12 protein-coding genes and 1 tRNA gene are annotated in these 13,620 nt (G+C 65.9%); 7 read left to right on the plus strand and 6 right to left on the minus strand.

Annotation, left to right across the window (positions count from 1 at the left end; translation table 11 throughout):
- The first annotated feature begins 50 nt into the window (after nucleotides 1-50).
- Nucleotides 51-311: an accessory factor UbiK family protein gene (locus D573_RS0101580; protein WP_018145076.1), complete on the plus strand. Its 261-nt coding sequence runs from the start codon at nucleotides 51-53 to the stop codon at nucleotides 309-311.
- Nucleotides 312-370: 59 nt separating this feature from the next.
- Complete coding sequence (locus tag D573_RS0101585) at nucleotides 371-1,876, plus strand: YifB family Mg chelatase-like AAA ATPase (RefSeq protein ID WP_018937425.1); 1,506 nt, start codon at nucleotides 371-373, stop codon at nucleotides 1,874-1,876.
- Nucleotides 1,877-1,948: 72 nt separating this feature from the next.
- On the opposite strand, the gene D573_RS0101590 is transcribed toward D573_RS0101585, so the two are convergent.
- Nucleotides 1,949-2,821 carry a c-type cytochrome gene (locus D573_RS0101590; RefSeq protein WP_026287887.1) on the minus strand — a complete coding sequence of 291 codons (873 nt, stop codon included), beginning with the start codon at nucleotides 2,819-2,821 and terminating at the stop codon, nucleotides 1,949-1,951.
- Between the two features lie 183 nt (nucleotides 2,822-3,004).
- Here D573_RS0101590 and D573_RS0101595 point away from each other — a divergent pair.
- Nucleotides 3,005-3,081, plus strand: a tRNA-Arg gene (locus D573_RS0101595).
- 178 nt (nucleotides 3,082-3,259) lie between these two features.
- Here D573_RS0101595 and rfaH read toward each other — a convergent pair.
- The gene (rfaH, locus tag D573_RS0101600) at nucleotides 3,260-3,811 is read right to left on the minus strand and encodes a transcription/translation regulatory transformer protein RfaH (RefSeq protein WP_018937427.1); all 552 of its coding nucleotides are present in this window, start codon (nucleotides 3,809-3,811) and stop codon (nucleotides 3,260-3,262) included.
- A 174-nt stretch (nucleotides 3,812-3,985) separates the two neighbouring features.
- Here rfaH and D573_RS14885 point away from each other — a divergent pair, with 174 nt between their 5' ends.
- Nucleotides 3,986-4,120 (plus strand): hypothetical protein, encoded by a 135-nt coding sequence (locus D573_RS14885; RefSeq protein ID WP_018937428.1) that lies wholly within the window; start codon nucleotides 3,986-3,988, stop codon nucleotides 4,118-4,120.
- A 103-nt stretch (nucleotides 4,121-4,223) separates the two neighbouring features.
- On the opposite strand, the gene D573_RS0101610 is transcribed toward D573_RS14885, so the two are convergent.
- The 3 genes from D573_RS0101610 to D573_RS0101620 form a co-directional block, all read right to left on the minus strand.
- On the minus strand, nucleotides 4,224-5,162 hold the full coding sequence (locus D573_RS0101610; RefSeq protein WP_018937429.1) for a DmsC/YnfH family molybdoenzyme membrane anchor subunit: 939 nt from the start codon (nucleotides 5,160-5,162) through the stop codon (nucleotides 4,224-4,226).
- Nucleotides 5,163-5,188: 26 nt separating this feature from the next.
- A complete protein-coding gene (locus D573_RS0101615) occupies nucleotides 5,189-5,884 on the minus strand; it encodes a 4Fe-4S dicluster domain-containing protein (protein WP_038032074.1) in 696 nt (231 codons plus the stop codon).
- A 75-nt stretch (nucleotides 5,885-5,959) separates the two neighbouring features.
- Nucleotides 5,960-8,869 carry a molybdopterin oxidoreductase family protein gene (locus D573_RS0101620; protein ID WP_018168893.1) on the minus strand — a complete coding sequence of 970 codons (2,910 nt, stop codon included), beginning with the start codon at nucleotides 8,867-8,869 and terminating at the stop codon, nucleotides 5,960-5,962.
- Between the two features lie 235 nt (nucleotides 8,870-9,104).
- On the opposite strand from D573_RS0101620, the gene moaA reads away from it, so the two are divergent.
- Nucleotides 9,105-10,115 (plus strand): GTP 3',8-cyclase MoaA, encoded by a 1,011-nt coding sequence (moaA, locus tag D573_RS0101625; protein ID WP_018168892.1) that lies wholly within the window; start codon nucleotides 9,105-9,107, stop codon nucleotides 10,113-10,115.
- Between the two features lie 95 nt (nucleotides 10,116-10,210).
- Here the strand turns inward: moaA and D573_RS0101630 are convergent, their stop codons facing one another.
- Complete coding sequence (locus tag D573_RS0101630; protein WP_018145067.1) at nucleotides 10,211-10,699, minus strand: universal stress protein; 489 nt, start codon at nucleotides 10,697-10,699, stop codon at nucleotides 10,211-10,213.
- Nucleotides 10,700-11,009: 310 nt separating this feature from the next.
- Between D573_RS0101630 and D573_RS0101635 the strand changes: the two genes are divergently transcribed.
- Nucleotides 11,010-12,515: a SulP family inorganic anion transporter gene (locus tag D573_RS0101635; protein ID WP_018937430.1), complete on the plus strand. Its 1,506-nt coding sequence runs from the start codon at nucleotides 11,010-11,012 to the stop codon at nucleotides 12,513-12,515.
- 265 nt (nucleotides 12,516-12,780) lie between these two features.
- The gene (locus D573_RS0101640) at nucleotides 12,781-13,509 is read left to right on the plus strand and encodes a rhomboid family intramembrane serine protease (protein ID WP_018168890.1); all 729 of its coding nucleotides are present in this window, start codon (nucleotides 12,781-12,783) and stop codon (nucleotides 13,507-13,509) included.
- Nucleotides 13,510-13,620: the final 111 nt, after the last annotated feature.

Genomic DNA, 13,620 nt, shown 5'->3' on the forward strand with positions numbered 1-13,620 from the left:
CGCCGCGCTACACTGGTCCCAACCGAGCATTTGCGCCAGGAGACTGCAGCATGATCGATTCCAAACGCTTCGACGACCTCGCCCGCCGCATCACCGAAAGCCTGCCGGAGTCGGTACGCCACATGCAGGAGGACGTGCAGCGCCAGGTCCGCTCGTCGCTGCAAAGCGGCTTCGAACGCATGGACCTGGTGACGCGCGAGGACTTCGACATCCAGGTGGCCCTGCTGGAACGCACCCGCGAACGCCTGGCGGAGCTGGAGGCGCGGGTCGCCGCGCTGGAAGCCCGCCCGAGCGACGAGACCGGGCAGTAACCACCATCTGAAACCACCCGCCGGGCACGGAAGCCGGGCGGCAGAACGGAGGGGCACGGATGCCCGTCACCATCGCCTACGCCCGCGCCATCGACGGCATTCACGCCCCGCTGGTCACCATCGAGACCCACCTGGCCAACGGGCTACCCGCCTTCCAGATCGTCGGCCTGCCCGAGGCCGCGGTACGCGAGAGCCGCGACCGCGTGCGCGCGGCGATCCAGACCAGCGGCTTCGAATTCCCTCGGCGCCGCATCACCGTCAACCTGGCCCCCGCCGACCTGCCCAAGGACGGCGGTCGCTTCGATCTCGGCATTGCGCTGGGCATCCTGGCCGCCAGCCAGCAGATCCCGGTGGCAGGGCTGGCCCGGCACGAGTTCCTTGGCGAACTGGGACTGGACGGCACCTTGCGCCCGGTGGGTGGCACCCTGGCTGCCGGACTTGCGGCAGCCGACGCCGAGCGGGCGCTGGTGGTGAACCCGGAGGATGGGGCGGAGGCGGCCCTCGCCAGCCGCGCCCGGGTCCTCACCGGCTCGCACCTGAGCGCCGTCTGCGCCGCGCTGGCGGGGCGCGAGGCCCTGGTGCCGGCACAACCGCCCGAGCCGTCCGCACCCGCGCACCCCGACCTCGCCGACGTGCGCGGCCAGCACCAGGCGCGCCGGGCTCTGGAGATCGCCGCCGCCGGCGGGCATCACCTGCTGATGGTCGGCCCACCCGGGAGCGGCAAATCCATGCTGGCCGCGCGCATCCCCGGCATCCTGCCGCCAATGGACGAGGCCGAAGCCCTGGAGACCGCGGCCATCCACAGCCTGCGCGGCAGTTCGCACCTGCGCCAGGACTGGCGCGCGCGTCCGTTTCGGTCCCCGCACCACACCGCCTCGGGCGTCGCGCTGGTCGGTGGCGGCAGTACACCACGCCCCGGCGAGATCTCGCTCGCGCACCAGGGCGTATTGTTCCTCGACGAACTCACCGAATTCAGCCGCTCGGTGCTCGACGTACTGCGCGAACCGCTGGAGAGTGGCGTCATCCACATCTCGCGCGCGGCCCGCCAGGCCGAGTTTCCGGCCCGCTTCCAGCTGGTCGGTGCGATGAACCCCTGCCCACAGGGCTTCGATTGCGACCTCGCCGAACGCTGCGAATGCACCCCGGAGCAGCGGGCCCGCCACCGCAAGCGCCTTTCCGCACCGTTACTCGACCGGATTGACCTGGCCATCGAGGTCCCGCGCATCCCACCCGGGGACCTGGCCGGATCGGCCGACGCATCCGAAGACTCGGCCTCCGTGGCGAAACGCGTCGCGCGGGCCCGCAAGGTGCAGCGCGAGCGCCAGAACGGACTGAACAGCGCACTCGATGGCTCAGCCCTGGACCGGTACGCCGTCCTCGGCACGGCTGACCGGGAGCTGCTGGACAAGGCTGCGGAACGCTTCCGGCTCTCCGCGCGGGCCTACCACCGCATCCTGCGGGTGGCGCGCTCCATTGCCGATCTCAACGACGCCGAGGCGATCGCGACCCAGCACCTGACCGAGGCGCTGAGCTACCGCGCCCTGGACCACTGGCGCACGCAATAGCGACGACCAAAGAAAAACCCCGCCCAGGCGATACCTGGGCGGGGTTTTGTACTGCCGTTCCTACGGGGACGATCAGTCTTCGAAGGTGGCCACGTAGACGGCCAGGTCGGCGATGTCCTCGTCCGACAGGTTGGCCGCATTCGGCGTCATCAGCGCGGTCTGGTCGCCAACGGTCTCGCCGGCGCGGTAACGCACCAGCTTGTCGGCAATGTACTCGGCATCACGACCGGCCAGCTTCGGGAACACCGGGGTACCCTGACCCTGGGCACCGTGGCAGGCAACACAGGTGTTGTAACGCGACTGACCGCGCTCCGCATCACCATCTTCAACCGCGATGGCGGCAACCGCTTCGGCCTCTTCTTCGGCCGCCGCTTCGCCAGTCTCGGTAGTGGCGACCGGCTCTTCGCCCCCGGCAGCGTCTTCGGCGGCGGAATCGCCATTGCCGTTATCACTGCCTTCGTAGTCGTGATCGACCCCGGCCTCGTCCAGCATGTAGGCGACCACGTCGTGCACCTGCTCGTCGCTCAGGCTGGAATCGCCACCGCGCGCCGGCATGGCGCCGATGCCGTTGATCGAGTTGGCGAACAGGGTGTCCAGGCCCTTGTCGTTCAGGCGATTGCTCCACTCGTCGGTGTCGTCCTTGAGCGGGGCACCGGAAACACCAGCGTCATGGCAGGCCGCGCAGACGTTCGAGTAGATATCGCCCGGGGTCAGGTCCGCGGCTTCCTCGGCGCCATCCACCTCGCCGGACACCACCTGACCGATCGGTGCGATGCGCTGGGCGACGCGCTCGTCACTCACGGTGTCGGGCTGGGACACCTGCATGCCGCCAAGCCAGCCGGCCAGGTGCGACACCAGGAAAAGGACCGTACCCAGCAAGGCCAGGGACGAGATAAACAGCAACACCTTGTTCCCGGTGTCCATCTTGATCGGTTGATTTCCCACTTCTCTCCCTCCGAGATCCCGGCCTTGAGCGGCCATGTGGTGTGCTATTCGAAAGCCCTCGCGCATCAAGCGCAAATCGGGCGCAGAGTATAGGGCATCATGCAAACCACGACCACAAACCGAGTGTGGCGGTCAAATATGGCTGGACGCGTCAAAGCTCGCGCCCGTATCATTGCAGATCTTGCGCCCGTAGCTCAGCTGGATAGAGTACTGCCCTCCGAAGGCAGGGGTCGCAGGTTCGAATCCTGCCGGGCGCGCCATCATGACGACGAAGAAGGGCCCATTGTATGGGCCCTTCTTCGTTATGCGGATGGAACCCGGGGCCGGACGCCCCTTCTCCAGCCGAGGCCCGCTGAACGGGACAACCGATCCGCCCCACCCGGACAATCCCCAGTCTCTGCACATCGCAGACGACCGCCTTGCCCTCGCACAGCCCGATCAGACAACAGGCCCCACGGCCGCAGCCGGCAGCTCGACCTGCTGACACTGGCTCATGATCTGCATGAGAACGATCACGCGCTCTTCTCCGGTACGGGCGAGAAACAAGGCCTCGCGCCCCTGGAACGGCCCATCCGTGATGGTGACCGGCTGCTGCGGGGCGAAGTCACTGTCACGGGTAAGATCGAGACAGCCGCTCTCGGGGTCCAGGCGCAGGCGGATCCCCTCGATGACCGGCTCGGGAACCGGCACCGGGCTGGAGCCAAAGCGCACCAAACCAAGCACGCCGCGCGTGGAGCGAATTGGGGCCCAGTTTTCTGCGACCTCGCAAAGCTGTGCGAAGAGGTAGCGCGGAAACAGGGACTCGGTGACGGCGGTGCGACGCCCCCCGCGGCGAATGGGCCGGCGGATCAGCGGCCGGAACGTGCGGTACCCCTGGCGGTCGAGATTCGCCTCGGCGCGGGCTTCTTCCCGGGGTTTGCATTGAATGGTGTACCAGTGTTTCAAAGGGACCTCGTCGCAGCAGTGCACCGACAATGGCGCACCACCCATAGCATCAGCTCGCTCTAATGATAGGCCGACTGGCAGCAAACGTGCGTAGTTGCATCACGAAACTGGATGCACAGGGTTGCCGGGGCGATCGGCTACTGCCTTGATCTGGATCAAATTCGACAACCCGGGGCAGCGCTAGCTTCAGAGGTGCAACGACACCTCAGGAGAACCCTCATGCTGACCGAAATCATGTTCCAGTCGCCCATCGGCATTCTGACCATCATCACCCTGCTGGGGATCGTGGCCTTCTTTGGCTACGTGGGCTATTACATCATCCACGGCATGCGCCAGGACAAGCAGCGCGAATAAGACATCCGCGCCCGCCGGCCAGCGGCCACGACGGCCACGACGGCCGCCCATGAAAACGCCCGCGCAAGGCGGGCGTTCGATGTGCCACTTCAGCCAGCGGGGCTCAGGTGTGCTGGTCCCCGTGGTACAAGCGCACGACGTGCCGGGCCTCGGCGAAGAACAGCCAGCGCTCCATGATCACACCCGCCAGGGCCGCGACCAGGCCGAGCCAGGCCACGATGGCCGGCACGCCGGACAGGATCGCGGCGAACACCAGGATCGGGGTACCGAACGCGAGCAGGAACACGCCCATCTTCAGGGTGTCGGTGGTGTTCTTGCCTGCATCGTAGCCAAACTCGTCGGTCAGGAAGGTACCGGCGGTATGCCCGGTATCCAGCAAGCGCACGGTCGCGCGGTTGAAGGTGGTGGCGGTGTTGATGGTCGGGCCGGTCACGCGGGAGATCCAGAAGTAGTAGATCCCCTTGAGGACGCCGGCGATCAGCAGCAGCACGATGGCCACGCCCGCATGCATCGCGGTGGCGTTGCCGAACACACTGGCAATGGCGGCGAAGGCGACGGCGCCGGTGGCCACACCCAGCATGATGTAGTTAGCCGGGGTCAGCGCGGTGTTCCACTGGCGGATGGTCTTCAGGCAGCCGTAGATCATCCCGGTGGAGAACAGCGTGACCACCGCCAGCACGGCGGCGATGGCGCCAGCCACTGCGGCCAACGGACCGACTTCGTGGCCCTGCAGCAGCACGCCGAGGCCATAGATCGCGGCGAACGGGTAGAACAGCACGGCAAATACCGCCTCGCGCGAGAGCCAGGAGGTCTTGAAGCGCATGAAGGAACGCCAGGCGTTCTTCTTGTTCGCCAGGTGGCCCGTGGACAGCATGAGCCCGACGGTGATCATGCCCAGGGCCGCAACCCCGTGCGCGATCAGCTCGCCATGGCTCATGACCGGACCGATGCCCGCGAGATGGAAGGCCACCAGCAACAGGAACAGGCCGTAGCCCGCACCGGAGATGACAGTAAACAGAATGACGGAAAACGCCGGATGCATGGTTTTCTCTCCCCGATCGGGCGCGCTTAGCGCGCCACCATCTTGTTGACCCAGTCCTTCACCGAGGTGATCAGCGTGTTGGCACGCACGTCGTCGGTGGGGATGGAACGGGTGATCCGCGGCGGCAGATAGGTGTTGACCGGCTTGTAGCCAAGCTCGGGCATCTGCTTCACGCCGCCACGCTCGCGGACCAGGCGGCTCACCTCGGAGGCGTCGTCATCGAAGTCGCCGAAGAAACGCGCGTGCGCCGGGCAGGTGATGACGCAGGCGGGCTGACGCTCTTCCGGCGGCAGCTGCTCGTCGTAGATGCGGTCCACGCAAAGCGTGCACTTCTTCATCACGCCGTCTTCGCGGTCGAGCTCGCGAGCGCCGTACGGGCAGGCCCAGGCGCAGTAGTTGCAGCCCATGCACTTGTCCTGATCGACCAGCACGATGCCGTCTTCCGGACGCTTGTAGGAGGCGCCGGTCGGGCAGACATTCACGCAGTCGGCATGCTCGCAGTGCATGCAGGACATCGGGATGTTGACGGTCTTGTTGTTGGGGTAGTCCCCGACCTCGTAGTGGCGGATGCGGTTGAACCACACGCCGCTCGGGTCCTCACCGTAGGGGCGATAGTCGGTCAGCGGACCCGTGGTGCCGCTGGTGTTCCACTGCTTGCAGGCCACCGCGCAGGCATGGCAGCCCACGCAGGTGTCCATGTCGATTACGAGTCCAAGTCGCATGGTTGGTACTCCCTCAAATCGTTCGTGCGGGCAAGCCCCGCGATGGCCTTGAGGCCGTCGCGGAACCGGGCCGGATCAGTTTTTCTCGTCGTCCAGCGAACCGCGCGTGAGCACGTCGCGGATGTCGCGGTTCAGGTGCACGGGCTTGTGCGCGTGGTAGCGCAGCTGGTCCGGCGATTCGGACATGCCCGGCGTGGCCTTCACCTCGTCGAACTGCGGCCAGGCGCTCTGCTCGTCGGGACCGGCCGGGGTGATCTTGACCTTGAGGTCGTACCACGCGGCCTGCCCGGTGACCGGGTCGGAGTTGGTGATGTTGTCGATCGGGTCGCCCTTCTTCGGGAGCAGCTCGCTGATCAGGTGATTCATCAGGAAGCCCTTCTGCGACTCGTTCGCCTCCGGCTTCAGGCCCCAGGCGCCCTTCTGCTTGCCGATGGCGTTCCAGGTCCAGACGGTGCTGGGCTCGCAGCCCTCGATCAGCTTGACCTGCACGCGAATCTTGCCGTTGTGCGACTCCAGCCACACCCAGGACAGATCCTCGATGCCCATGGACTCCGCCTTCTGACGGTTCATGTACAGGTAGTTCTGGGCGCAGATCTGGCGCAGCCAGGCGTTCTGCGAATCCCAGGAGTGGTACATGAACATCGGGCGCTGGTTGACCGCGTAGAACGGGTACTCGTCCTCGTCGATCCGGGTCTGCTCCAGCGGCTTGTGCCAGATGGGCAGCGGATCGAAGTACTGGGTCAGCCGGTCCTTGTGCTCCTGCTTGGTCGGTTGCGGGCCGTCGTACAGGCCCTGGCCGGCCAGCTTGAAGCGCTGCTGGGTCTCGGAGTAGATCTCGATCGTGATCGGATCGGTCTTGCCTACCCAGCCGGCGTGCTTGGCCAGCTCCAGGTAGTCCTTGTTGGCGTAGCGGTAGAACTGCTGGTTCGGCGCCAGGTGGTACAGGAAGAACCCCTGGTTCTCGATGTACGCCTCCCACTGCTTCGGGTTCGGCTCGCCGCGCAAGTGGCTCTGGCCGTCCTTGCCGCGATAGCCGGACAGGAAGCCGATGCCCGGCTCCTTCTCGAAGTTGACGATGAAGTCCTTGTAGTCCGAGAACTTGCGGCTGCCATCGTCCTTGGTGAACGCCGGGAACTTCAGGCGCCCGGCCAGCTCGACCATGACCTCCTGCCACGGCCGCACGTTGCGATCGGGCTCGAGGATCGGGTGACGGATGGAATCCGCCGCCGCGGCCGGCTCGGAGATCGGGCGGTCGAGCATGGAGATGGTGTCGTAGCGCTCCAGATAGGTGGTATCCGGCAGCACCAGGTCGGCGAAGCTGACCATCTCGGAATTGAACGCATCCGAGACCACCAGGAACGGGATCTTGTACTCGCCGTTCTCGTCCTTGGACCGCAGCATGTCCATCACTTCGGCGGTGTTCATCGTGGAGTTCCACGACATGTTCGCCATGAAGAAGATCAGGGTGTCGATCGGGTACGGGTCGGCGTTGACCGCATTGGTCACCACCATGTGCATCATGCCGTGGTTGGACACCGGCGCATCCCAGGAGAAGGCCTTGTCGATACGCAGCGGGTTGCCGTCGTCATCGATGACCAGATCCTCCGGCGCGGTCGGGAAACCGAGCGGCGGGCTCTTCAGCGGGGTGTTCGGGGCGCATTCCTTGGCCGGCTTGATGCCCGGCGGGATGTGCTTCGGATATGGCGGCTTGGCCAGGTGACCGCCGGGGCAGTCCACCGAGCCCAGCATGATCTGCAGCAGGTGGATCGCGCGGCAGGTCTGGAATCCATTGGAGTGCGCGGAGATGCCGCGCATCGCGTGCATGGACACCGGACGCCCGAACACCTTGTCGTGCTTGCGGCCCCAGGAGTCGGTCCACTCGATGTCGAGCTCGATGGTCTCCTTGAACGCGACGTGGGCCATCTCCAGCGCCAGGCGCTCGGTCTGCTCGGCCGGGATGCCGGTCACCGCGGCGGTATTCTCCGGGGAATACTCGTCCGCCAGGTAACGTTCGGCCAGCAGGGTCATCACGGTCTTGACCGGGCGGCCGTCCGGGGCGGTGTACTCACCGAACAGGGCCGGCTTGATGTCGACCTGGCTGCCGTCGACGAAGGCCTCCTTCTCCAGTTCCCAGACCTGCGGGTTGCCGGCCTCGTCACGCAGGATCAGGCCGTCGCCCTTCTGGCCCGGGGTCTGTACCACCAGCTGGGTGGCGTTGGTGTAGCGCACCAGGAAGTCCCAGTCGAACTGGTCGTTCTTCAGCAGCACGTGCAGCATCGACAGCGCGAACAGGCCGTCGGTGCCGGGCTTGATGCCCACCCACTCGTCGGCGATCGCCTGGTAGCCGGTGCGCACCGGGTTGATCGCGACGAACTTGCCGCCGCTGCGCTTGAGCTTTTCCAGCCCGATCTTGATCGGGTTGGAGGCATGGTCTTCCGCCACACCCCAGAGCATGTGGTACTTGGTGCGATCCCAGTCGGGGTCGCCGAATTCCCAGAAGGCGAAGCCAGTGGTATACAGGCCGCCGGCGGCCATGTTCACCGAGCAGAAGCCACCGTGGGCCGCCCAGTTGTAGGTACCGAACTGGGTTGCCCACAGGCCGGTCAGGGCCTGCATCTGGTCACGGCCGGTGAAGAACGCCAGCTTGCGCGGGTCGGTCTCGCGGATCTTCTGCAGGCGCGCGGACAGGGTGTCCAGCGCCTCGTCCCAGGAGATCGGCTCGAACTCGCCAGCACCGCGCTCGGTGCCCGGCTTGCGGCGCATCGGCTGGTGCAGGCGCGCCGGGGACTGCTGCTTCATGATCCCCGCGTTGCCCTTGGCGCAGAGCACACCCTTGTTGATCGGGTGGTGCCGATTCCCCTGGATGTAGCGGACCTTGTTGTCCTGGACGGTAACCTTGATACCGCAACGACAGGCGCACATGTAGCAGGTGGTGTACTTGATCTCCTGCTCGCCGTGCTTTTCGAATTCGGGCAACGCGCTCATGGGGGCGACCTCGTGATCTCGGTTCAGTTATGCATCGCGCATTGTGGACGGAGCGGACACATTCTGCCAACGAGTCTTTTCTATTTGCGGATAAACCAGAATTATCGGGTGAAGATTTTTTTTATTGTGACGCGAATCCACAGATGATTTGCACGTTCGGGTGGCAAAGGCCGCAAAATGATCTACGATGTGTACCACGGAACATATCGCCCCACTCGACGTCACAGGCCCGCCAATGGAACACGCCGACACCCCCACGGAAGGAAACGCCCTGATCGACGCCTTCGGTCGCCGCATCGAATACGTGCGCCTCTCGGTCACCGATCGCTGCGATCTGCGCTGTTTCTACTGCATGCCCAAGGGCTTTCGCGACTTCGAGGAGCCGGAACACTGGCTCAGCTTCGAGGAGATCGAGCGCGTGATGGGCGCCTTCGGTCGCCTCGGCACCCGTCGCGTGCGCCTGACCGGCGGCGAGCCCCTGGTGCGCAAGAACCTCCCGGATCTGGCCGCGCGCCTGAATGCCCTGCCCGGCATCGACGATATCTCGCTGTCCACCAACGCCACGCGCATGGCGCGCCATGCGCAGGAGCTGAAGGATGCTGGCGTCGACCGGATCAACGTCAGCCTCGATTCGCTCAAGCCCGAGGTCTTCAAGGAGATCACCGGCGGCAAGCTGGAGAAGGTGCTGGACGGGCTGATGGCCTCCAAGGCCGCGGGCCTCGCCCCAATCAAGATCAACATGGTCGTGATGGGCGGGATCAACGAGCCGGAGGTCGAGGACATGGTCGACTTCTGCATCGAGCACGGCTTCACCCTGCGCTTCATCGAGACCATGCCGATGGGCGACACGGGCCGCCAGGCGAAAGAGGGCCATTACGTGAACCTGCAGGATGTGCGTGCCCGCCTGGAGCCGCGTTACAACCTGGTGCCCGGCGTGATGCCCGGGGGTGGCCCGGCGCGCTACATGCAGATCCCGGATACCGATGTGCGCATCGGCTTCATCACCCCGATCTCGCAGCACTTCTGCGATACCTGCAACCGCGTGCGCCTGTCGGTGGACGGCACCATCTACACCTGCCTCGGCAACGACCACAGCCTGAACCTGCGCCCCTACCTGCGCGAGGGCTGCACCGATTCGGAACTGGAGGACCTGGTGGTACAGGCCATCAACCTGAAGCCGGAACGCCACGAATTCTCCGAGCGCCCGGAGAAAGTCCTGCGCTTCATGTCCATGACCGGGGGCTGACGCCCGGTCAGCCGTCATCGCGAGAGCATGCCGCAGGAACGAGAAAGGCCCGCTGAAAGCGGGCCTTCTGCATGCCGGGAGGGCTGCGAGCCGCTTCAGTCGACGGCGCCTTCCGGCGGCAGCTTTTCCTTCATCGAGTCGGACAGCGGCACGTCGTGCACCACCAACACCGGCAGGCGCGCATTGCGCACCAGCCACTCGGTGGCAGAACCGGAGAGCATGTTGGAGATCTGGCTGCGCCCACGGGTCCCCATCACGATCATGTCCGCACCCCACTCTTCGGCGTGGCGGGAAATTTCCTCGGGGGCGCTGCCCACGGCGATGGCGACGTCGTCGTCTGCCTCGGCCCACTCCTGCATCTGGGCACGCACCTTCTCCTCCGCAGCATTGCGCATGTCCTTCGCGTTCAGCGGCGACGAGCCCGCACCACTGAACGCACCGGCAGAGCTGGGACCGGCCACGTCCGACGGCTTCATCACATAGAGCAACCGCTTCTTCGCCCCCGGGCAGTGCTGGCGGGCAATCGCCAGGGCCGAGGCCGAAGCGGGCGAGAAGTCGATGGCGATGATGACGCGCTGCAGCATGGGGATCCCCTTTGTGATCGCATGAAACCGACCCGGCGTACGCGCCCGGGGTCATGAAAACTTCAGAACCGACTACATAGAGTGGTACAATTTCGCGCCTTTCCTGAGCGGTTCTCAGTCTGTACTGGCACCGAACCGCTTGCAACCGCGCCATCCACTGGTGGCAACCGGGCCCGGCTACTTCCCGGGGAAGCGCGGATCCAACCCTTCGCGTGGATCCGCGCCTCCCAAAGTCTCTGGTACCTGTTCGTTCACCCGTTGATCCCGACCCTGGTCGGCTTCGGCGCGCACCGGTATTGGGGAACGCAACGTGCAGCAGACCATACAAGACTTCCTGTCCCGCCAGCGCAAGGTCTGGTTCTTCAATGTCCGCGGCGACCTGATCGCCGGGATCGTGGTCGCGCTGGCTCTGATCCCCGAGGCCATTGCCTTCTCCATCATCGCCGGCGTGGACCCGAGCGTGGGCCTGTACGCCTCGTTCACCATGGCGGTGGTGATCGCCTTCGCCGGCGGGCGGCCCGGAATGATCTCGGCGGCAACCGGGGCGATGGCCCTGCTCACGGTCACGCTGGTGGCCGAGCACGGGCTGCAGTATCTGCTGGCGGCCACCATCCTGACCGGGCTCATCCAGCTCCTGTTCTCGTGGGCCAAGCTCGCGCGCTACATGATGTTCATACCGCGCACCGTGCTGGTCGGCTTCGTCAACGCGCTGGCGATCCTGATCTTTCTCTCCCAGGTGCCCTACCTGGTCGATGGCGACACCACCATGTGGGCGCTGGTCGCGGCCGGCCTGATCATCCTCTACGGCCTGCCGATGATCCCGGGCTACCCGAAGCTCCTGCCGCCACCGCTGGTCGCGATCATCGCGCTAACCGCCGTCGTCTACTACATGGGCATGCCCACGCTGGAAGTCGGCGACATGGGCGACCTGCCCTCCGGCCTGCCGGTGTTCCTGTTCCCGGACATCCCGTGGAACCTGGAGACCCTGCAAATCATCTTCCCGACCGCGTTTGCGCTGGCGATCGTCGGCCTGCTGGAGTCGTTGCTGACCGCCTCCATCCTCGATGACCTGACCGACACCCCGTCGGGCAAGAACCGCGAGGCCCAGGGCCAGGGCATCGCCAACATCGTCACCGGCTTCTTCGGCGGCATGGCCGGCTGCGCGATGATTGGCCAGTCGGTGATCAACATCAAATCCGGCGGTCTCGGTCGGCTGTCCACCCTCGCAGCCGGGCTGTTCCTGCTGTTCTTCATCCTGGTGCTCGGCGATCTGGTGTCGATCATCCCGATGGCCGCGCTGGTCGCGGTGATGATCATGGTCTCCATCGCCACCTTCGACTGGGGCTCGCTGACCACGCTGCACAAGCTGCCGCGCACCGACGCCGTGGTGCTGATCGTGACCGTGGCCGTCACCGTAATCACCCACGACCTGTCGATGGGCGTGTTCGCCGGCGTGCTGCTCGCCGCGATCTTCTTCGCGCGCAAGATGGTCAAGGCGGTGGAAGTGAAGAGTGACCTGTCGGAGGACGGCAAGACCCGTATCTACACCGTTCGCGGCCAGCTCTTCTTCGTCGCCGTGGACAAGTTCATCGACAGCTTCGACTACCGCGAAGGCATCCATAACGTCGAGATCGACCTGACCCGCGCCTCGCTGTGGGACAGCTCGGCCGTGGCCGCGATCGACAAGGTGGTCGGCAAGTTCCGCCGTAACGGCATGGAGGTCGACGTGAAGGCCCCGCGCGGCGAGAGCGGCGAACTCCACGACAAGCTCGCCCTGCACGACAAGGGCGCCGACCTGGGGCCGGGCGGGCACTAATCCCGCCGTCCGCCTTCGGCACCGTCATTGCGAGGAGCCGAAGGCGACGCGGCACAAAAGCAGCGGAGCTGGGTTGAACGGCCGCAGGCCGGCCCGAAGGGCGTGCGGAGCGAGTAACCGCCATCCGGAACCACCGGCTCCCGACTCGGTGCCAGCTTTGGGAGGTTGCCACGGCCCCTGCGGGGCCTCGCAATGACGGTGCCAGGGGCGGCGCCCGGGAGCCAGAGAGATTGGACCTCGTGCCCGAGCGTGGCAGGCTAGGCGCATGATGAATCTGCGCCGGCCGGCACCCCCGACCGATCCCAGGGCCGAACGCGAGCGCATTCGGCGCGCCCTGATGTGGCCCATGCTCGGGGCCGGCATCCTGATCGCGATCCACGCGCTGCAGGAGCTGACCGGCGGTGACTGGTCACGCCTGGGCATCCTCCCGCGCGACGCGGTCGGGGTGCTGGGCATCATCACCTCGCCGCTGATCCACGGCTCCTGGGGCCACCTGCTGGCCAATGTCCCGACCCTCTGGGTGCTGGGCATGCTGACCCTCTACGGCTTTCCCCAGGCCACGCGCACGGCGGTGCCGCTGATCTGGCTGATGGGCGGGCTGGGCGTGTGGCTGTTTGCCCGCGAGGGGCTGCACATCGGGGCGTCCGGCCTTACCCACGGTCTGATGTTCTTCGCGGTCGTGATCGGGATACGCCGCCGCGATGCGCTGTCCATCGCGCTCGCCATCATCATCCTGTTCCTTTACGGCAGCATGCTGTGGGGCGTGTTCCCCAGCGGTCCCAAGGTGTCGTTCGAGGCACACCTGTTCGGCGCGGTGGTGGGCGCGGTCTGTGGCGGGCTCCTGTACCGGCGTGACCCGTTACCCCCGGCGCGCCGATCCTCCTGGGAGGACGACGACGAGACCGACCCGGAGACCCTGCGCAAGATCGAGCAGGGGCGGTTGGACGAGATCGAGCCCGGGAAGTCGTCGGACGAGCCGTGGCGTCGTGATTAGTCGGACACGCGTGTGGATGCGGTTCGCTGCGCTCAGCGCATCCTGCGGTCATGCTTCCGGACCCGCCGATCGCAGGGTGCCGTGAGCGCAGCGAACCGCACCGACCCCACC

Origin of the sequence: Thioalkalivibrio sp. AKL9 (assembly GCF_000377825.1) — a bacterium.
Lineage (GTDB): Bacteria > Pseudomonadota > Gammaproteobacteria > Ectothiorhodospirales > Ectothiorhodospiraceae > Thioalkalivibrio > Thioalkalivibrio versutus.

Coding starts and splice junctions, on each gene's coding strand:
- D573_RS0101580 (WP_018145076.1), top strand. CDS start 51: ATGATCGATTCCAAACGCTTCGACGACCTCGCCCGCCGCATCACCGAA.
- D573_RS0101585 (WP_018937425.1), top strand. CDS start 371: ATGCCCGTCACCATCGCCTACGCCCGCGCCATCGACGGCATTCACGCC.
- rfaH (WP_018937427.1), bottom strand. CDS start 3,811: ATGGGTGGTGCGCCATTGTCGGTGCACTGCTGCGACGAGGTCCCTTTG.
- D573_RS14885 (WP_018937428.1), top strand. CDS start 3,986: ATGCTGACCGAAATCATGTTCCAGTCGCCCATCGGCATTCTGACCATC.
- D573_RS0101610 (WP_018937429.1), bottom strand. CDS start 5,162: ATGCATCCGGCGTTTTCCGTCATTCTGTTTACTGTCATCTCCGGTGCG.
- D573_RS0101615 (WP_038032074.1), bottom strand. CDS start 5,884: ATGCGACTTGGACTCGTAATCGACATGGACACCTGCGTGGGCTGCCAT.
- D573_RS0101620 (WP_018168893.1), bottom strand. CDS start 8,869: ATGAGCGCGTTGCCCGAATTCGAAAAGCACGGCGAGCAGGAGATCAAG.
- moaA (WP_018168892.1), top strand. CDS start 9,105: ATGGAACACGCCGACACCCCCACGGAAGGAAACGCCCTGATCGACGCC.
- D573_RS0101630 (WP_018145067.1), bottom strand. CDS start 10,699: ATGCTGCAGCGCGTCATCATCGCCATCGACTTCTCGCCCGCTTCGGCC.
- D573_RS0101640 (WP_018168890.1), top strand. CDS start 12,781: ATGATGAATCTGCGCCGGCCGGCACCCCCGACCGATCCCAGGGCCGAA.